Here is an 18,962-nt window from a genome sequence, read left to right as displayed (position 1 = left end):
TCGGATGCCGCCCCTCACCGTTCGTTCAGCCGATGCGGACGAGCTTCTTGTTGACGAACTCGTCGGCGGCCAGGAGACCCAGCTCGCGCCCGGTGCCGCTGCGCTTGATGCCGCCGAAGGGCAGACCCGGCTCGTCGGCGAGGACGAGGTTCACGTAGACCATGCCGGCCTCGATCCGGTCCGCGACGCGAGCCGCCTGTTCGGGGTCGGTCGTGTAGACGTACGAGCCGAGGCCGAACGGGGTGTCGTTGGCGACGCGGATCGCCTCGTCCTCGTCGGCCACGCGGTACACGACGCCGGCGGGGCCGAACAGCTCCTCGCGATACACGTCCATCTCGGGCGTGACGCCCGTGAGGACGGTCGGGGTGAAGAACGCGCCGTCGCGCGTGCCGCCGGTGACGATCGTCGCGCCCTGGGCCGCGGCATCCCGGATCTGCTTCTCGAGGCGCTCCGCCGCGGTGACCGAGGAGAGCGGTCCGAGCACCGTGTCGGAGCTCCACGGGTCGCCGACGGAGGCGGCCGCCATCCTCGCCGTGAACGCCTCGACGAACGCGTCGTAGAGGTCGTCGACGACGATGAACCGCTTCGCGCCGTTGCAGGACTGACCGGTGTTGTCGAGGCGCGCATCGACGGCGGCCTGGGCTACGGCGTCGAGGTCGTCGGCCGACAGCACGATGAACGGGTCCGAGCCGCCGAGCTCGAGGGCGACCTTCTTGAGGTTGCGTCCGGCGACCTCGGCGACGGCGGCGCCGGCGCGCTCCGAGCCGGTCACCGATGCGCCGTGCACACGCGGGTCGGCGATGACGTCGGCGGCCTGCTCGTTGGTGAGGTACACGTTCGTGTAGACGCCCACGGGGAAGCCCGCATCACGGTAGATGGCCTCTATCGCGGCCGCCGACTCGGGGCACTGAGGTGCGTGCTTGAGCAGGATGGTGTTCCCGACCGCGACATTGGGGGCCGCGAACCGGGCGACCTGGTAGTAGGGGAAGTTCCAGGGCATGACGCCGAGGAGCACCCCCAGGGGGGCCTTGCGGATGACCGCGGTCCCCTCCCCCTCGATGGGGATCGGGGTGTCGGCGGTGATCTCGTCGATGTGGTCGGCGTAGTACTCCGTGATGTCCGCAGCGAAGTCGACCTCACCGAGGGCGCCGTCGATCTGCTTGCCCATCTCGCGGACGATGATCTTCGCCAGGTCCTCGCGACGCTCGCGGTGCAGCTGCGCGACGCGGCGCAGCAGGTCGGCGCGCTCAGCCGGGGTCGAGGTGCGGCCCCAGCCCCGCGCCGCGTCGTCGGCGGCGGCGAGGGCGCGTTCGACCTCATCGGCGGTGGCGGTCGGGTACGTCGCGTGGGTCTCGCCGGTGGCGGGGTCGACGACGGCGTAATCGCTCATGATGCTCCTCAGTGGTTCCGGTCAGGCCGGGATCAGGGTGTACTTCACGTTCAGATACTCGTGGATGCCTTCGAGGCCGCCCTCGCGACCGATCCCCGACTGCTTGACGCCGCCGAACGGCGCTGCGGCGTTCGAGACGACACCGACGTTGAGCCCCATCATCCCGGTCTCGAGACGGTCGATCATCCGGTGGCCGCGAGCGAGATCCTGCGTGAAGACGTACGACACGAGTCCGTACTCGGTGTCGTTCGCGAGGCGGACGGCCTCGTCCTCGTCCGAGAACGTGCTGATGGCGAGAACGGGTCCGAAGATCTCCTCGCGCAGGATGGCGCTGCCGGGCACGACGCCTTCGACGACGGTCGGCTCGTAGAACGTGCCCGGGCCCTCGACGGGGTTGCCGCCCACGAGGACGCGCGCGCCGCGCTGTACGGCGTCTCCGACGAGCTCGGACGCCTTGGCGACCGCGCGGTCGTCGATGAGCGGACCGATCTGCACGCCGTCCTCGGTCCCGCGACCGATGTTCATCCCCCGCACGCGGTCGGCGACCCGGCGAGAGAACTCGGCGGCCACCGACTCGTGGACGATGAAGCGGTTCGCGGCCGTGCAGGCCTGGCCGATGTTGCGGAACTTCGCGAGCATCGCCCCGTCGACCGCCCTGTCGAGGTCCGCGTCTTCGAAGACGACGAACGGGGCGTTCCCGCCGAGTTCCATCGAGACGCGGAGCACCCCCTCGGCGGCCTGCGCGATGAGCTTCTGGCCGACGGGCGTCGAGCCCGTGAACGAGAGCTTGCGCAGTCGCGGGTCGGCGATGATCGGCGCCGACACGGCGCCGGACGAGGCGGTCGTGATGACGTTGACGACGCCGGCGGGGACCCCCGCCTCGGCGAGCAGCTGCACGAAGAAGAGCGTGGTCAGCGGCGTCAGCTCTGCGGGCTTCACGACGACCGTGCACCCGGCGGCGAGTGCCGGGGCGATCTTGCGGGTCGCCATCGCGAGCGGGAAGTTCCACGGCGTGATGAAGAACGACGGTCCGACGGGACGCTGCGAGACGACGATGCGCCCGGTCCCCTCAGGATTCATGCCGTATCGCCCCGAGATGCGGACCGCCTCTTCGCTGAACCAGCGGAGGAACTCGCCGCCGTAGGCGACCTCGCCGCGCGACTCGGCGAGCGGCTTGCCCATCTCGAGCGTCATCAGGAGGGCGAGGTCCTCCTTACGCTCCTGCACGAGGTCGAACGCCCGGCGGAGGATCTCGCTGCGCTCACGGGGAGCGGTCGCCGCCCACGCGTCCTGCGCCGCGACGGCTGCATCGAGGGCCCGGATGCCGTCGGCCGGTGAAGCGTCCGCGATGCGGCGGATGACCTCGCCCGTCGACGGGTCGAACACGTCGAGAGTCTTGCCGCCCTCGGCATCCACCCACTCCCCGCCGATGAAGAGCTGGTTCGGGATGGCGGACAGGAGGTCGGACTCGCGGGAGGCCATCGGTGGTTCTCACTTTCTGCGCGCAGCTTTCGCGCGCTGGGGGGTGCGTCGAGGGACAGGGTCTGTCCACGGAAGAAGGCCGGACGGACGATGCGCATCACGATCATCAACACGATCCCGAGCAGGATGATGCCCAGCCCGAGGAAGAACACGATGCCGATGCCGAAGATGTCGGTGCCGCTCTCGGAGTACTCCGGGTCGGCGGAGTCGATGAGCGTGGTCACGAACAGCACGGCGAGGATGATCCCGCCGACCAGCGGGAACAGGAACGTGAAGAACACGTTCCGCACCGAGTCGAACCACTGTTTGCGGAAGTACCAGACGCACGCGAACGCTGTGATGCCGTAGTAGAAGCAGATCATGAGACCGAGGGTCAGGATCGTGTCCCAGAGCGCATTCTCGCTCACCGCCCGCATGACGGCATAGAAGACCGCGGCCACGATCGCCGAGACGACCGTCGCGAAGCCGGGGGTGAAGAAGCGGGGGCTCACTCGCGCGAACTGCCTCGGGAGGGCGCCGTAGTGCCCCATCGCGAGGAGGGTCCGGGCGGGGCTCACGAACGTCGACTGCAGCGACGAGGCCGAGCTCGTGAGGACCGCCAGCGAGACGAGGAACGCCAGCGGGCCGAGGACGGGGCCCGACAGGAAGAAGAAGACGTTGTCCTGGATGTCGGCGTTGCCGAGTCCCAGCTCACCGTCGCCGGTGCCGGCGTACATGAGCATCGCGATCGCCAGCAGCAGGTAGATCGTCACGATCGTGATGACAGTGATCGTCGCCGAGCGCCCGGGCGTGCGCTCAGGATCCTTCGTCTCCTCGTTCATCGTGAGGGTGACGTCCCACCCCCAGAAGATGAAGATCGACAGCGACAGGCCCGCCGCGAGCGCGCTGAACGACGAGACCGCGAACGGGTTGAACCACGCGAGGTCGAAGGGCTGGTAGTCGAAGCCGCCGCCGTCCACGGCGTTCCAGATCGCGGCGACGGCGAAGAGGACGAGCACCACCACCTGGAAGCCGACCAGCACGTACTGCAGCTTCTGGGTCGTCTGCATGTCGCGGTATGAGATGAAGGTCGCTCCCGCGATGAACAGCAGGCAGACGACGATGTTGACCCACGGGATGCCGGCCAGATCGGCGATCGACGCGTCACCGGTGACCTGCGACACGAGCAGGAAGAGGAAGTCGACGGCGACGCCGGCGAGATTGGAGAGGACGAGGACGGTGGCGACGATGAGCCCCCACCCCGCCATCCATCCGATCCACGGTCCGAATGCGCGCGTCGCCCATGTGAAGGACGTGCCGGCATCCGGCATCCGATTGTTCAGTTCGCGATACCCGAAGGCGACCAGCAGCATGGGGATGAAACCGACGAGGATGACCGCCGGGATCTGCGCTCCGACCGCCGATGCCGTCGGGCCGATCGCGGCGGTGAACGTGTAGGCCGGGGCGATGCACGAGATGCCGATGACGACGGCGCCGAGCAGACCGATCGTCCCGGCGCTGAGGCCCTTCTTCGAGAGGCCGCCGTCGGCGACGGGGACCTTCTCTGCGGCGTGCTGGCTCATCGTCGAGCTCCTTCGGGTCAGCGGGACGAGTCCGTGGTGCGGGTACGGGGGACGACGACCATCGGAACCGGGATCTCGCTCAGCAGCTTCGCCGCGACGGAACCGAGGAAGAGCCGCCGCGGCTGCGCGAGACGGCTCGAGCCGACGAGGATCATCTCGCCCGGCAGCCAGTCGAGGTGCGTGACGGCGTCCTCGATGCTGTCGCCCTTCGCGGTCACGATGTCGGCGCGGACCCCCTCGGGGATCGCGGCGAGCACGTCGGTGAGCACCTTCTCGGCGTGGGCGGCTCCGGCGAGGCGGATCACGCCGGTGTCGACGGATGCCGGCAGGTCCACCGTGACGAGCGACACCAGACGCAGCGACGCCCCGGTCGCCGACGCGAGGGCGATCGCCTCGTCGAGCAGGACGTCGGCACCGGCGCGCGTGCCGACGGCGACGGTGAGTCGCGGGACACCGGCATCCGTCACCCGTTTTCGGGCCCCTCGAGGGACGAGCACGACCGGGACGTCGGAGGAGTGGAGCAGCTGACTGGTCGTCGATCCGAGGCGGTGACGCCCGCGTGCGCCGCCGTCGGCCGCCCCGACGACGAGATGCGTCGCACCGAACTCGTCGGCGGTCTCGACGAGCCCTTCGGCGAAGGACTCCGCGTAGCGCGCGTGCTCGCGGTGCACGACGCCCTCGGGCACCGACGCCGCCGCGTCGGCCAGCCAGGACTCGGCCTGACCGAGCAGGTACCGGTCGTACGAGGCGTCGGGCGGGGTGATGACGCTTCGCCCCTCCCCCGGCAGGACGAGGACGATGTCGAGCTCGGCTCCGGATGCCGCCGCCAACCCGCTCGCGACCGCCACCGCATCGCGGCCGGTCTTCGTCGCGGTGTAGCCGACGACGATACGGCTGGTCACGCCCGACCGTCCGCGAGGATGTTGCGTGCGGCGAGACGGCCCATGCGGATCGCCCCGTCGACGTGCTGGTATCCGGCTCCGGCGATGTCGCTGCAGGCGAAGTGGATGGGGCCGACGGGGGTGCGCACGTCCGCGCCGTAGCGGTGCAGACCGCCGAGGTCGAAACTCGCCGCGTACGCGCCGCGGGTCCACTCCTCGGTGCCCCAGTCGCTCTCGTAATACACGACCGGATCCTTCGCCTCGGGACCGTAGTAGTGCGACAGCGACTCGAGGATGCGCTCCTTGCGCTCTTCGGCGGTGAGGCGGAACATGTCGTCGGCGTTCCGGTCGGACACGAAGCCGACGAGCGTCCCCCGCGGGTCGTCGTGGTTGGTGTTGTCGTAGGCCTCGTGGCAGATCTCGTACGGGCTGAAGGCGGTGCCCGAGAGCCCGTTCTCACGCCAGAACGGCGTCTCGTAGACCGCGTGCACCTTGATGACGAAGCCCATCGAGATGTGCTGGTGCATCTGGTGCTGCAGCCGCGGCATGGGCGGGACGAACGAGATCCGGTTGTAGAGCACGGGCGCCAGCGCGAGGATCGCGCTGCGGGCGCGGACGGTCAGACCGTCGGCGTGCGCCGTGACACCGGCATCCGACCATTCCAGCGTGCGGACGGGACGGTTCAGGAAGACGTCGTCGCCGAGACGTTCGGCGAGCAGCACCGGCACCTGCTGCAGCCCGCCGACGACTCGCTTGTCGAGGATGAAGTCGGCGTCGACGAGGTGCGAGTAGCTGCCGGCGCTGGCGGCCATGAGGAGCGACTGCAGCAGCGAGAACGCGTGCGTCGGCTTCGTCAGCATCGCCGAGCCCGTCGCGAAGGCGAGGTTGCGGACCGCCTCGTCGTCGTCCGTCTGCTGGCGCAGCCAGGCGTCCCACGTGATCGTGTCCCACTCGGCGGCCTTGGGGTGCGCGTACGGTCGGTCGGGGTCGATCTCGGCGACCATCGCATCGAGACGTCGGGTGATCTCGTCGATCGTCCGCTCGGTCTCGGGGCTGACCGGGAACATCTCCCCCGTGAAGCGCGAGACGGCGCCGTCGGGGCCGACGTAGACGCTGTCTCCCTCTCGGTAGCGGCTGAAGGTGTCGAGGCCCAGCTCTGCCACGGTGTCGATGAGCGCGTCCTGGTCGGGCGAGACCCACTGGCCGCCGAGCTCGAGCATCGCGCCGTCGATGACGTCGGTCCACAGGCGGCCGCCGACGCGCTCGCGCGCCTCGAGGACGGCGACCGAGAGCCCGGCCTTGCGGAGCTCGTTCGCGGCGGTGAGTCCGGCGGCGCCGGCCCCCACGATCACGACGTCACGGGTGATCTCAGTCATTCACGACTCCTTCGTTGGAGGGGATGCGGTCGCCGGACGCGTGGTCGGAGCGGCGACGGAGGTTGCGCCGCACGAGCGGCCAGAACACGAGCAGGACTGCGGTGGCGATGAGGCTCGTCCACACCTGGGCGCGGCCGGACTCGGACGTCAGCATGACGGCCACGACGGCGGCGATGGCCGCGATCAGGAGGATGTTCAGCCACGGATGCAGCCACACCTTGAGCTTCAGGTTCGCCTCCTCGTCGGGCGTCATCTTCTGGCGCAGCCGCATCTGCGTGAGCGCGATGAAGACGTAGACGAAGAGGGCCACGAGACCGGCCGAGTTCATGATGAAGTCGAAGATGCCCGAGCTCGGTGCGACGAAGTTGACGAGCGTCGCGATGAGCCCGCCGATCGTCGAGGCGAGGAGCGCGATGACGGGGACGCCGGTCCGCGAGCGGGTCGCAACGACCTTCGGCGCGAACCCCTTGTCGGCGAGGGCGGCGAACATACGCGACGCCGAGTACAGGCCGGAGTTGAGCACCGAGATGACGGCCGTGAAGATCACGAGCTGCATGATGACGTCGGCGAACGGGATGCCGAACTTCGACAGCGCGATCGTGAACGGCGCGTTGGCGACGTCGGTCGGTACCGGGAGCTCGTCCCAGCGGACGACCGTCACGATGACGAGGACCGAGCCGACGAAGAACAGGAGGATGCGCCAGATGATCGTGCTCGTGGCCTGCCGGATGCCCTTCGCGGGGTCGACGGATTCGGCCGAGGCCATGACGGCGATCTCCGTGCCGAAGTAGGAGAAGATCACGAGCGCGACGCCCGTGAAGGCGACACCGATGCCGTTGGGGGCGAAGCCGCCGTGCTCCCACAGGTTGGGGACGGCGAACGTCGCGCCCGGCCAGAGCCCGAGGGCGAACAGGATGCCGGCGCCCAGGAACACGACGATGGCGAGCACCTTGATGCTCGCGAGCCAGAACTCCACCTCGCCGAACGTCCGCACCGAGATGACGTTCGTCCCCACGAAGATCGCGATGAGGATCAGCGACCAGGCCCAGGACGGCAGCGCCGGGATCCACGTGTGCATGGTCTCGCCGCCGAGCACCGCCTCGTAGGCGAGGACGCCGACCCAGAAGTACCAGTACAACCAGCCGACGAGGTAGGCGGCCCAGTCGCCGAGACCGACGCGGGCGTACTCCATGAACGAGCCGATGGCGGGACGGGATGCCGCCATCTCGCCCAGCATGCGCATCGCGAAGAAGACGAGCAGCCCGCCGATGAGGTACGAGACGATCGCGGCGGGACCGACCTCGCGGATCACGTTGCCGGATCCGACGAACAAGCTGGCCCCGATGATCCCGCCGAGGGTGATCATCGTCACGTGTCGCGAGCGCAGCTTGTTCGAGCGAGCCTTCGTGACCGCACCGAGTCCCGCCGACGTCTCGGGCGAGACCGGGTTCGACCAGTTGTCCGTACCTGCCATACTCAGGCCTTTCCGAGCGCCTCGGCGACGACGTCGAGGCCCTCCGCGAGAAGCTCGTCCGAGATGGACAGCGGCGGGAGGAACCGGATGACGTTGCCGTAGGTGCCGCAGGTCAGGACGATGACGCCCGCCGCGATGCAGGCCTTCGCGATGGCGCCGGTGAGCGCGGCGTCGGGGGCGCCCGTGGTCGGGTCGACGAACTCGGCCGCGATCATGGCGCCGAGCCCTCGCACCTCGCCGATGCGGGGGTCGGAGGCCGCGAGCTCGCGCAGTCGCCTCGTGAGCACGGTCTCGATCTCCTGCGCCCGCTCGATGAGGCCGTCGTTCTCGAAGGCGTCCATCGCGGCGAGGGCGGCGGCGCACGCGACCGGGTTGCCGCCGTACGTCCCGCCGAGGCCGCCGGTGTGCGTGGCATCCATGATGTCGGCGCGTCCGGTGACCGCGGCCAAGGGCATTCCCCCAGCGATGCCCTTGGCCGTGGTGATCAGGTCAGGCACGATGCCGAAGTGCTCGCTCGCGAACATGGCGCCGGTGCGGGCGAAGCCCGACTGCACCTCGTCGGCGATGAAGACGACGCCGTTGTCACGGCACCAGTCGACGACGGCGGAGAGGAAGCCGTCGGCGGGGACGACGAAGCCGCCCTCGCCCTGGATCGGTTCGATGATGACGGCCGCCAGGTTGTCGGCGCCGACCTGCTTCTCGATCATCGAGATCGCGCGGGCCGCGGCATCCGCCCCCGACAGGCCGTCGCGCAGCGGGTAGGACCCGGGCACGCGGTAGATCTCGGAGGCGAAGGGACCGAAGCCGCTCTTGTAGGGCATCGACTTGGCCGTCAGAGCCATCGTGAGGTTCGTGCGACCGTGGTACGCGTGGTCGAAGGCGACGACGGCTTGCTTGCCGGTGAACTTGCGGGCGATCTTGACGGCGTTCTCGACGGCCTCGGCGCCGGAGTTGAACAGCGCGCTCTTCTTGGCGTGGTCGCCGGGGGTGAGACGATTGAGGGTCTCGGCGACCTCGACGTACGACTCGTACGGCGAGATCATGAAGCAGGTGTGGGTGAGCTGCGCGGCCTGCGCGGCGATCGCCTCGACGACCTTCGGGTGCGCGTTGCCGACCGTCGTGACGGCGATGCCCGAGCCGAGGTCGATGAGCGAGTTGCCGTCGGCGTCGAGGACGACTCCGCCGCCGGCGGCGACGGCCGCGATCGGGACGGTGTGACCGACACCGGCGGCGACCGCGTCGGCCTTGCGCGAGAGCAGCTCCTGCGAGCGCGGTCCGGGGATCGCGGTCTCGAGACGGCGTTCCTGGGGAAGGGACGGTCCACCGAGGGGCGTGCTGACGGAGGCGATCGAGGTGCTCATGCGGCGAGCGTAGAGGCGTCGGTGCGTGCGGTCACTCGCCATTGCGTCTATTCTCGGCGCAGGGCTGTACGCAGCGTACAGAGACGGGGTGCGGAGGCGGGGTGCGAATGGTTGCTCGGGATGCCGACCCCACCCTGCGCGCCCTCCTCGGCCGCCGGGAGCTGCGGATGCGGCTCGCGGGCGAGGAGAAGGATCTGCCGCCGGGCGCCCTCGACCGCCCGACCCGCTGGGTGCACAGCTCCGACCTCGACGACCCGACCCCGTTCCTCGCCGACGATCTCGTCCTCCTCACCACGGGCACGCAGTTCCCGACCGGCAGCAGCTACCCCTTCGACACCTACGTGCGCCGACTCGTCGACCGGGGCGTCGCCGCGCTGGGGTTCGGGACGGAGGTGGCGCGCGACGGCATCCCAGCGGGACTCGCCGTCGCCTGCCGACGAGCGAACCTGCCGCTGTTCGAGGTGCCGTACGACACGCCCTTCATCGCCGTCGCGCGCGCCAACGCCGAGGCCGTCGCGGCGCAGGCGTACGCCCGGCGCAGCTGGGCCCTGTCCGCGCAGCGCGCGATCGCCCTCGCGGCGCTGCGGCCCGACGGACTCGACGCGACGATCGCCGAACTCGCCAAGCAGCTCGACACGTGGGTGGGGATGTACGACGCGGCCGGCGAGCTGGTCCGCGAGCACCCCGCGGGGACGCTCACGTCCGAGGCGTCGTCGGTCCTGCGGATCGAAGTCGATGCGGTCCTGCGCCGCGGCGCCCGCGCCGGCTCGTCGCTGCGGTCCGACACCGACGCGTTCACGCTGCAGACCCTGGGTCGGGGCGGGAGCCTCCGCGGCGTCCTCGCCATCGCGGCGAGCGAGCTCGATCAGGCGGGCCGGGACGTCGTCACCGCCGTCATCGCGATGGCAGGCCTCGCGCTCGAACAGCACCAGCGCCTGTCCCGCGCCCGCACCGCCCTGCGATCCGGGATGGTCCGCTCCCTTCTGACCGGCGATCCCGCCCTGGCCCGGCAGATCTCGCGCGACGTGTGGGGACCGCTGCCCGCGGCGCCGATCGTCGCCGCGGTGACGGATGCCGCGGGTCCCCGCACGCACGCGCTCATCGACGTCCTCGAACTCCGCGCCGATGAGCGTCACGGCGCCCTGCTGTACGGGACCCTGGACGACGACGTCGTGATCGTGGTGCCCGCCTCCGCCGCCGCGACGCTCGAGGAGCTCCCGACCCGATTCGCCGTGCGCGTCGGGGTCTCGGAGCCGGTGGGCTACGCCGAGGCCGGCCGGGCACTCGCCCAGGCACGCGCCGCGCGCGACCGCGCCGCGGGTCCGGGGTTGTCGCACTTCGCGGAGGTCCAGAACCGCGGCATCCTGTCGGCCCTGACATCTGCGGATGCCGCGACCGTCGCCTCCGGATACCTCGCGCCGCTGCGTGCGCACGACCGCGAGACGGGCGGCCGGCTCGAGGACACGCTGCGCGCCTGGCTCGAGGCGGACGGCTCGAACGAGCGCGCGGCGACCGCCCTAGGGGTGCACCGCCACACCGTCCGCACGCGGCTCGCCGCGGCCGAGAAGGTGCTCGGGACGGACCTCGGGTCCTTCGCGGCCCGAGCCGAGCTGTGGACGGCGTTCCACCTCGGAGGGTGAGGGGCGCCCGAGGTCAGCCCAGAGCAACCTCCGCACGCCCCTGCTCGAGGCTGAGCGGGGCGGTGTGCAGACCGCGGTAGATGTACTGCTCGTCCCACCCGTGGAAGACGAGGACGTCGCCGTCCGGCGTCGCCACCACATCCTGGCCGCCCGGGCCGCGGAATGCGCCATCGCTGCCCGACGTCGACAGGATCGGGCCCTCCTGTTTCGCATACGGGCCGGTCAGCGTGTCGGACCAGGCCGCTCCCACGGCGTAGGAATCGCCGCCGTAGTCGTTCGCGGAATAGAGGAGGGCGTAGCCGCCGTCCCTCGCGACGAGAGTCGGCGCCTCGACGAGGTCGCCCTCCCACGGCTGATCCTGCGTCAGCAGGGTCACCGGGTCTGCCGTCAGAGACAGTCCGTCCTCGGACAACGGCGCCATCATCAGATGCGTGTCGAGGGCGCAGCAGTTGCCGTCGGTCTTCCACAGCAGGTATCGCGTGCCGTCCTCGTCGTCGAACGTGGCTGCGTCGATGGCACCGCCCTCGTCGACGGGACAGACGAGCGGTTCGTCGGACGCCGGAGAGAAGGGCTCATCGAGAGACGCCGCCGTGGCCACTCCGATGCACTGCCGTCCGGACGCCGTGTGCTCCGCCGTCACATACATCACGTACCCCTCGCCCAGAGGTGCGACCTCCGGCGCCCACGTGCGTCCGGCCGAGGCCCAGGCGGGCAGGGTCGGGAGCGCATCGCGCCTGTCGACCGTCCACTTGCCGAGATCGGGCGAGGTCGCGACCCGGATGTTCAGCCCGTGGCTCCCGGTTGCGAAGGCGACGTAGCCGTCGTCCGTCGAGACGACATCGGGATCGGGGAAATCCTCGTCGATCACGAAACCGGTCGCGGCCGACTCGGACGGCGTCGAAGGAGCGGATGCCGCGGCTCCGCATCCGCTCAGGAACACCGCCCCCGCGAGCGCGAACACGGCCGCGACGACACGCCTCATCCCTTCACCGCCGCGCCTGCCACGGAGTCAACGATCTGACGCTGAGCGAACGCGAACAGGACGAGCACGGGGATCGACGCGATCGCGGCGCCCGCCATGACGATGCCGAAGTGCGTGCGGAAAGCCCCCTGCAGCATGGCGAGGCCGGGCTGCAGCGTCATGTTCTCAGGCGAGAGCAGCACGTACACGGGCCAGAGGAAGTCGTTCCAGTTGCCGAGGAACGACAGCACCGCCAGGGTCGCGAGTGCAGGGCGCGCGAGGGGCAGGGCGACCTGGAAGAAGATCCGGAAGTCCCCCGCACCGTCGATGCGAGCCGCCTCTTCGATCTCGGGTGGGATGCCGAGGAAGAACTGGCGCAGGAAGAACACCCCGAATGCGCTCGCCGCCCCGGGCACCGTGATCGCCAGGATCGAGTCGAGCCAGCCGAAGTTCTCGACCAGGAGGTAGTTCGGGATGAGGAAGACGACCGGCGGAACGAGGAGCGTCGCGATGATGAGACCGAACACGATGCTGCGGCCCGCGAACTCGAGCCTGGCGAGTGCATAGGCGGCCATCGACGCGGTGACGAGGATGAGGACCGTCTGCAGAGTCGCTGCCGCGAAGCTGTTCCACAGCCAGAGGAAGATCGGCTGCTGACCGCTGAGAAGCAGCGTCTGGTATGCCTCGAGCGAGGGCGGGTCCGGAAGCGCATAGGGGTTGCGCACGGCATCCGCATCGGTCTTCACCGAGGTCAGGAGCATCCAGATGAGAGGGAAGATCACGACGAGGGCGAGGGCACCGAGGATCGCGTAGGCGGTGAGGTCGCCCGCTCGGCGAGGGGATCGCCGGCGCACGGGAGGCGCCTGCGTCGCGGCGGGACGGACGGCGGTGTCGGTCATGAGACGGCTTTCTCGCTGCGCTCGCGCTGCAGACGGAAGTTGACGACGCTGATGATCGCCAGGAAGGCGAAGAGGACGTAGCTCATCGCCGAGGCCGGCGCCATGTTGTTCTGAGACAGGCCCTGATCGGCGATGTACATGATGGCCGTGCGGGTCTCGTTCCCGGGACCGCCGTTCGTCAACAGGAACGACTGTCCGAACATGTTGGCCGAGGCGAGGATCGTGGTCGTCGTGATGAAGATCATCACGGGGCGCAGTCCGGGCAGCGTCACGCTGTAGAACGTGCGCGCGGCTCCGGCACCGTCGAGCGCCGCGGCCTCGTAGAGGTCCGTGTTGATGCCCTTGAGTCCGGCCAGGAAGATGACGGTGTTGAGTCCGGCGGTCCACCAGACGGTGACACCGACGAGCGAGACCCACACCCACGGCGTGTCGACCACCCACGGAGTGTCGCTCGGGAGACCGAACAACCCCAGCAGATGGTTCAGGATGCCGGACTGCGTGTCGAAGACGTAGCTCCAGATCACGCCGACGATCGCGACACCCAGCACGTAGGGCGCGAAGAACACGGTGCGGAAGAACGTGGCTCCCCGGAGCTTGCGGTTCAGGAGGACGGCGATGAACAGCGGCACGACCACGAGGAACGGAACGCTCAGGACGACGAACAGTCCCGTCGCCCGCATCGAGTTCCAGAAGTCCGCAGACGTCGTCGATCCGGCGGTGAAGAGGTCGAGGTAGTTCTTCAGGCCGATGAAGTCCTGGCTGTCGCGGAACGGGGACCAGTTGGTGAGGCTGATCCAGACGCCGAACAAGGCCGGCACGATGACGAACGTGACGAACAGCGCCAGGAACGGCGCCAGGAACAGATAGGCGATGAGGGTGCGCCGGCGACGTGCGGCCGGACGACGGCCACGACCGCCCGGCCGACCGACGATGCGGTCGGCCGGGACGGCCGTCGTGGCGGCGAGGTCACTCGCCATACTTCTGCTGGTTCTGTTCGATGATCGCGTCCGCCTTCGCCTTCGCGTCGTCGAGCGCGGCCTGCGGCGTCTTCTTGCCGGTCAGCGCCTCATTGATCGCGGTGGTGATGAGCGCGTTGGCCTCGTTGATGCCGGGCGACACGGTCTCGTAGTGGGCGTAGTCGAGCTGCTGCATGAACGGCTCGAGGTTGGGGTACTTCTCGAGGATGGCCGGGTCCTCGCGGACGGTGTTGGCCGCCGGCAGCTCGCCCGTCTCCGCCCAGCCGGCCGAGTTGTCGTTCATCCACTTCACGAAGGTCGCGGCGGCCGAGGTCTCGTCGGCGCTCTGTCCCTTGTTCGCGGGGAACACCCAGTGGGTGGAGCTCGACCAGACCGCTTTCTCGTCTCCGATCTGCGGCACGGGGGCGGCTGCCCAGTCGAGGTCACCGAAGGCGGTGTTGGTGGTCTGCCAGACGCCGTTCCAGTTGAAGGCGGTGTCGCCGGCGAGGAGCGCCTTGATGTTGCCGTCCTGGGCGACGTTCTTCGGGCTGTAGCCCTTGTCGACGAGGTCCGTCATCCAGGTGAGCGCCTCGACCCCGGCTTCCGAGTTGAAGGTCGCCTCGGTCACGTCGTCGTTGTACAGATCGCCGCCGAACTGCCAGAGCAGACTCTGGAACTCGAACGTCCCCGTGAAGACGTAACCGTCGACCCACTCGCCCTGGACGCCGGCCGCCTTCAGCTTCTCCAGCGCGTCTAGGTAGCCCTGGCGGTCGGTCGGCACCTCGGTGAGGTCGGCCTTCTTCATGACGTCCTTGTTCGCGAACAGTCCGAGCGGGGTGACGCTCCACGGCACGGCGTATTGCGCGTCGCGGAAGTCACCCATCTCGAACACATCAGGCGGGAAGTCGCCCTCGCCGTAGCCGAGCCCGTCGATGATGTCGTCGGCGGGCTGCAGCAGGTTCTGCGCGGCGTAGGTGGCCAGGTCGTCGCCGTGGAGGACGGCGACGTCGGGGCCCTTGCCCGCCTTCACGGCGAGCGGCATCTTCGAGTTGATGTCGGCCCACTCCTGCGGGACGTTCTTGACCTTGATGTTGTCGTGCTCGGCGTTGAACTTGTCGATCAGCTTCGGGACGATGGTCGGCGCGGCACCGCCTGTCCAGCCGTGCCAGAAGGTGACTTCGACGGCGGGACCGTCGTAGTCCTCACCCGACACCCCGCCCTCGCTGGAGTTCGATGCGCCGCAGGCGCTGAGTGAGACGGCGAGCGCCGCAGCGACGCCGAGACCGAGGCCCCGCGAAAGTCGCGTAATCATGTGATTGCTCTCCTTTGAGTACTCCCCGCCCGGAGCCCGGGCGCGCTGTGTGAGTGCCGTCGAATTTACAGCGCTAGAAATTTCATGTCAACGGGGTCGCCTGACACCTGCCCGGGTGAGCGGGTCCGGCGTTGTACTGTGGCCCGCGAGCCGTTGAAGGGAGTCCCCATGCGAGGACCGCGCTTGCAGGACGTCGCCGAGCGGGCGGGCGTGTCGATGAAGACCGTCTCCAACGTCGTCCGCGATTACCCCCACGTCTCAGCCGCGATGCGCGAACGGGTGCAACGAGCGATCGACGAACTCGGCTACCGTCCGAATGTCGTGGCCCGGCGCCTGGCGACCGGCCGGACCGGCTTCGTCGCCGTCGCCTTCGCCGACGTCGCGATCCCCTACTTCGCCGAGCTCGCGCACGTCGCCTCGCGCCGCGCCCAGGACTTCGACTACCGCGTCCTGCTCGAGGAGACCGACGACACCCTCGAGGGTGAACGTGCGCTGATCGCGAGCTCCGAGGCGGGTCTCGTCGACGGCATGCTGTTCCAGCCGTCGAAGATGAGTCCCTCCGAGATCGCACAGCACCGATCGCAGATCCCCATCGTGCTCCTCGGCGAGATCCCCGCTCCCCTCACGATGGACCACGTCATGATCGACAACGTGGCCGCCGCCCGCGAGATCACGACGCACCTGCTGGATTCCGGCCGACGTCGCATCGGGTTCGTCGGCCACGAGACGACCGCTCTGAGCGAGACGTCCCGCCAGCGCATCCTCGGCTATCAGGAGGCGCTGGCCGCAGCCAGCCTCCGCGCCGATCCGCGGATGCTCGTGGCCACGGCATCCATCGACGCCGCCGATACGGCCGCCGCCGTCCGTGAGGCGCTGCAGAAGGGGTGGGACGTCGACGCCGTCGTCTGCCGCGACGACCTCGCCGCGATGGGAACCCTGCGCGCTCTGCACGAGCGCGGCATCCGCGTACCGGAGGACGTGGCGGTCACCGGTTGGGACGACACGCGACTGAGCGCCGTCACCTTCCCGAGCCTGACGAGCGTCAGCCCCGACGTCGACGCGCTCTTCACCCGCGCGATGGAGCTCCTCCTCGAGCGCGTCGCGGGCTACGACGGTGTCGGTCGCCACGAGATCGCACCCCACCGGATCGCCGTCCGCGAGAGCGCCCCGACGGTCCCGCCCTCTTGAACCTCCGAGCGATTCCAGGTTTACAGCGCTGCATGCCATAAGGCATGCTGGTCGCCATGATCGATGACGACCACGGCGCCGTGCGTGCCAGCACGCAGGACGGCACCTACCCGAGGCCTCAGCTCGCCCGGCCGGCGTGGGCCGACCTCACCGGCACGTGGGCCTTCGCACACGACGATGCCGACGAGGGCGTCGCCTCGGGGTGGCCGGCATCCGGCGTCAGCCAGGGAGAGATCGTCGTCCCCTTCCCGCCCGAGTCGGCGGCATCGGGCGTCGCGGACACCGGGATGCACCGGGTCGTCTGGTACTCCCGCGACGTGACCGATTCCGACCTCGAGGCCGCCGGTCACGAGCCCGGACGACGCCTCCTCCTGCACTTCGGCGCCGTCGACTACCGCTGCGACGTCTGGGTCGACGGTGCCCTGGTCGGATCGCACGAAGGAGGGCACACGCCTTTCGCCCTCGATGTCACCGATATCGCCCGCGCGGGGTCGCGCCTGGTCGTGCGCGTCGAGGACGACCCGCTCGACATCGCTCAACCGCGCGGCAAGCAGGACTGGCGCGAGGATCCGCACGTCATCTGGTACCACCGGACCACCGGGATCTGGCAGCCGGTGTGGCTCGAGAGCGTGCCGCCCCTCCATGTCACGGCGCTCCGGTGGACGGCGGACCCCCGCGCCGGGATCGTCACGGCCGACCTCGAACTGTCGGGACGGCCCGCGACCGCGACGGACGCCGCGATCTCGTTGTCGTTCGAGGGCAGGCAGCTCGCGGTCATCCGGACCGTCGTCACCGAGAACGAAGCGACCGTCGTCCTGCCGATCCCCGAGCTCCGCAACGGCCAGTCGTACGAGGAGCTTCTCTGGTCACCCGAGCACCCCCGCCTCATCGACGCGACGGTCACGGTCGGCGACGACCGCGTGGCCTCGTACCTCGGCATCCGCACCGCCCACGTCGCCCGCGGACGGTTCTGGCTCAACGACCGCCCGTACTACGTTCGGTCGGTCCTCAACCAGGGCTATTGGCCCGACACCCACCTCGCCGCCCCGTCGGCGACGGCGCTGCGCGACGAGGTCGAACTGATCCGCTCGCTGGGGTTCAACGCGACGCGCGTGCATCAGAAGTTCGAGGACCCTCGCTTCCTCCTCGCCGCCGACCAGCTCGGCCTGCTCGTCTGGGGCGAGGCGCCGGGGAGCTACACGTTCACGCGGACCGCCATCGAGCGGACGACGCGGGAGTGGCTCGAGGTCGTCCGGCGCGACGCATCCCACCCCTCGATCGTGACGTGGGTGCCTCTCAACGAGAGCTGGGGCGTGCAGCACATCGCGAGCGACCCGCGCATGCAGCACTTCGCGCGTGCGCTCGTCTCGATGACGAAGGCCCTCGACCCGACCCGGCCGGTCGTCTCGAATGACGGCTGGGAGCAGGTCGACACCGACATCGTCGCTATCCACGACTACGAGTGGCGTCCCGAGGTGGTGCGGGAGCGCTACCTGACGGATGCCGGCATCCGTCGCCTCATCGACACCACCGGCCCGGCGGGTCGAGACCTGATCCTCAGCGGCGACGTCTCGGACGCGCCCGTGATGCTCACCGAGTTCGGCGGCATCTCGTTCGACACCGATGCGGCGGAAGGCGCGTGGGGGTACTCCTCGGCGACCTCGCCGGACGACTTCGCGGAACGGTTCGAGGGTCTGATGGCCGCCGTGCACGCCAGCGAGGCGCTGGCGGGCTTCTGCTACACCCAGCTCACCGACACCCTGCAGGAGACGAACGGCCTCGTGACCGCCGACCGCACGCCGAAGATCCCGGTCGACCGCATCCGCGCCGCCATCACCGGGGCTGCCGGCGACTGAGGTGAGGTGTCGCGCGCAGCGTTCGCGGCTGCAATAGTTTCGGCGCGACACGCCGCGGGATCCGGCCCGTGACCGGCGCGTCGCCGGCGATCACTTGTATCCGCGAACGGCGGGCAGCGGCATCCGCTCGGCTGCAGTGGCCGGGAATTCGGCCCGACGTGACCTGCAGCCGACAGCGGATGCCGGTGCGCCCGGCCTGCAGGCGTCAGCCGGCGCCGATGCGCCCGGCCCTGCAGCCGTCAGCGGACGCAATAGTCCGTGCCCGACACGCCGCGGGACCCGGCCCGTGAGCGGCGCGTCGCCGGCGATCACTTGCCTCCGCGAATAACGGGCCGCGGCATCCGCTCGGCGGCGGGCGCCCCGGGGAGACCGACCCGACCTGACTGCAGCCGTCAGCGGACGCAATAGTCCGTGCGCGACACGCCGCGGCATCCGGCCGATGAGCGGCGTGTCGCGCGCGATCCATTGCATCCGCGAACGGCGGGCAGCGGCATCCTCTCGGGCGCGGGTGCCCGTGGGCCCCGCCCAACGTCAGCCGTCAGCGGACGCAATAGTCCGTGCGCGACTCGCCGAGGGATCCGGCCCCCGGGCGGCGCGTCGAGCGCGATCCATTGCATCCGCGAA

13 protein-coding genes and 1 pseudogene are annotated in these 18,962 nt (G+C 69.6%); 3 read left to right on the top strand and 11 right to left on the bottom strand.

Annotation, left to right across the window (positions count from 1 at the left end; genetic code table 11):
• Positions 1–25: 25 nt before the first annotated feature.
• The 7 genes and pseudogenes from ACIQLK_RS06035 to gabT all read right to left on the bottom strand — a co-directional run bounded on the left by ACIQLK_RS06035 (position 26) and on the right by gabT (position 9,526).
• Positions 26–1,390 (bottom strand): NAD-dependent succinate-semialdehyde dehydrogenase, encoded by a 1,365-nt coding sequence (locus ACIQLK_RS06035; protein ID WP_400363425.1) that lies wholly within the window; start codon positions 1,388–1,390, stop codon positions 26–28.
• 21 nt (positions 1,391–1,411) lie between these two features.
• A complete protein-coding gene (locus ACIQLK_RS06030; RefSeq protein ID WP_400363423.1) occupies positions 1,412–2,872 on the bottom strand; it encodes an NAD-dependent succinate-semialdehyde dehydrogenase in 1,461 nt (486 codons plus the stop codon).
• 26 nt (positions 2,873–2,898) lie between these two features.
• Positions 2,899–4,434 (bottom strand): annotated as a pseudogene (locus ACIQLK_RS06025) (APC family permease); the annotation flags it as partial.
• Between the two features lie 17 nt (positions 4,435–4,451).
• Positions 4,452–5,336, bottom strand: a complete 885-nt coding sequence (locus ACIQLK_RS06020; RefSeq protein WP_400363421.1) for a universal stress protein — start codon at positions 5,334–5,336, stop codon at positions 4,452–4,454.
• Positions 5,333–6,691, bottom strand: a complete 1,359-nt coding sequence (locus ACIQLK_RS06015) for a flavin monoamine oxidase family protein (RefSeq protein WP_400363420.1) — start codon at positions 6,689–6,691, stop codon at positions 5,333–5,335. The genes ACIQLK_RS06020 and ACIQLK_RS06015 overlap by 4 nt, the downstream gene beginning before the upstream one ends.
• Positions 6,684–8,165, bottom strand: coding sequence for an amino acid permease (locus ACIQLK_RS06010; RefSeq protein ID WP_400363419.1), 1,482 nt, complete (start codon positions 8,163–8,165; stop codon positions 6,684–6,686). Before ACIQLK_RS06010 ends, ACIQLK_RS06015 begins: the two co-directional genes overlap by 8 nt.
• A 2-nt stretch (positions 8,166–8,167) precedes the next feature.
• Positions 8,168–9,526, bottom strand: coding sequence for a 4-aminobutyrate--2-oxoglutarate transaminase (gene gabT / locus ACIQLK_RS06005; RefSeq protein WP_400363418.1), 1,359 nt, complete (start codon positions 9,524–9,526; stop codon positions 8,168–8,170).
• Between the two features lie 107 nt (positions 9,527–9,633).
• Between gabT and ACIQLK_RS06000 the strand changes: the two genes are divergently transcribed.
• Positions 9,634–11,166 (top strand): PucR family transcriptional regulator, encoded by a 1,533-nt coding sequence (locus ACIQLK_RS06000; RefSeq protein WP_400363417.1) that lies wholly within the window; start codon positions 9,634–9,636, stop codon positions 11,164–11,166.
• Positions 11,167–11,179: 13 nt separating this feature from the next.
• Here ACIQLK_RS06000 and ACIQLK_RS05995 read toward each other — a convergent pair whose 3' ends face one another.
• From ACIQLK_RS05995 to ACIQLK_RS05980, 4 genes are read right to left on the bottom strand one after another with little or no spacing between them, the layout of a single operon-like run.
• Positions 11,180–12,148 (bottom strand): glycoside hydrolase family 43 protein, encoded by a 969-nt coding sequence (locus ACIQLK_RS05995; protein WP_400363416.1) that lies wholly within the window; start codon positions 12,146–12,148, stop codon positions 11,180–11,182.
• A complete protein-coding gene (locus ACIQLK_RS05990) occupies positions 12,145–13,026 on the bottom strand; it encodes a carbohydrate ABC transporter permease (protein ID WP_400363415.1) in 882 nt (293 codons plus the stop codon). The genes ACIQLK_RS05995 and ACIQLK_RS05990 overlap by 4 nt, the downstream gene beginning before the upstream one ends.
• A complete protein-coding gene (locus ACIQLK_RS05985; protein ID WP_400363414.1) occupies positions 13,023–14,003 on the bottom strand; it encodes a carbohydrate ABC transporter permease in 981 nt (326 codons plus the stop codon). The genes ACIQLK_RS05990 and ACIQLK_RS05985 overlap by 4 nt, the downstream gene beginning before the upstream one ends.
• Complete coding sequence (locus ACIQLK_RS05980) at positions 13,993–15,294, bottom strand: ABC transporter substrate-binding protein (protein WP_400363412.1); 1,302 nt, start codon at positions 15,292–15,294, stop codon at positions 13,993–13,995. Before ACIQLK_RS05980 ends, ACIQLK_RS05985 begins: the two co-directional genes overlap by 11 nt.
• A 216-nt stretch (positions 15,295–15,510) precedes the next feature.
• Here ACIQLK_RS05980 and ACIQLK_RS05975 point away from each other — a divergent pair, with 216 nt between their 5' ends.
• A complete protein-coding gene (locus ACIQLK_RS05975; RefSeq protein WP_400363878.1) occupies positions 15,511–16,482 on the top strand; it encodes a LacI family DNA-binding transcriptional regulator in 972 nt (323 codons plus the stop codon).
• 56 nt (positions 16,483–16,538) lie between these two features.
• Entirely contained in the window at positions 16,539–18,338 is a 1,800-nt protein-coding gene (locus ACIQLK_RS05970; protein WP_400363410.1) for a glycoside hydrolase family 2 protein, read from the top strand.
• The last annotated feature ends 624 nt before the right edge of the window (positions 18,339–18,962 follow it).

The sequence above is a fragment of the Microbacterium sp. NPDC091382 genome (genome assembly GCF_044757025.1).
GTDB lineage: Bacteria > Actinomycetota > Actinomycetes > Actinomycetales > Microbacteriaceae > Microbacterium.
Note: the sequence above shows the minus strand (reverse complement) of the source record. Positions and strands in the feature narration are given on the sequence as shown.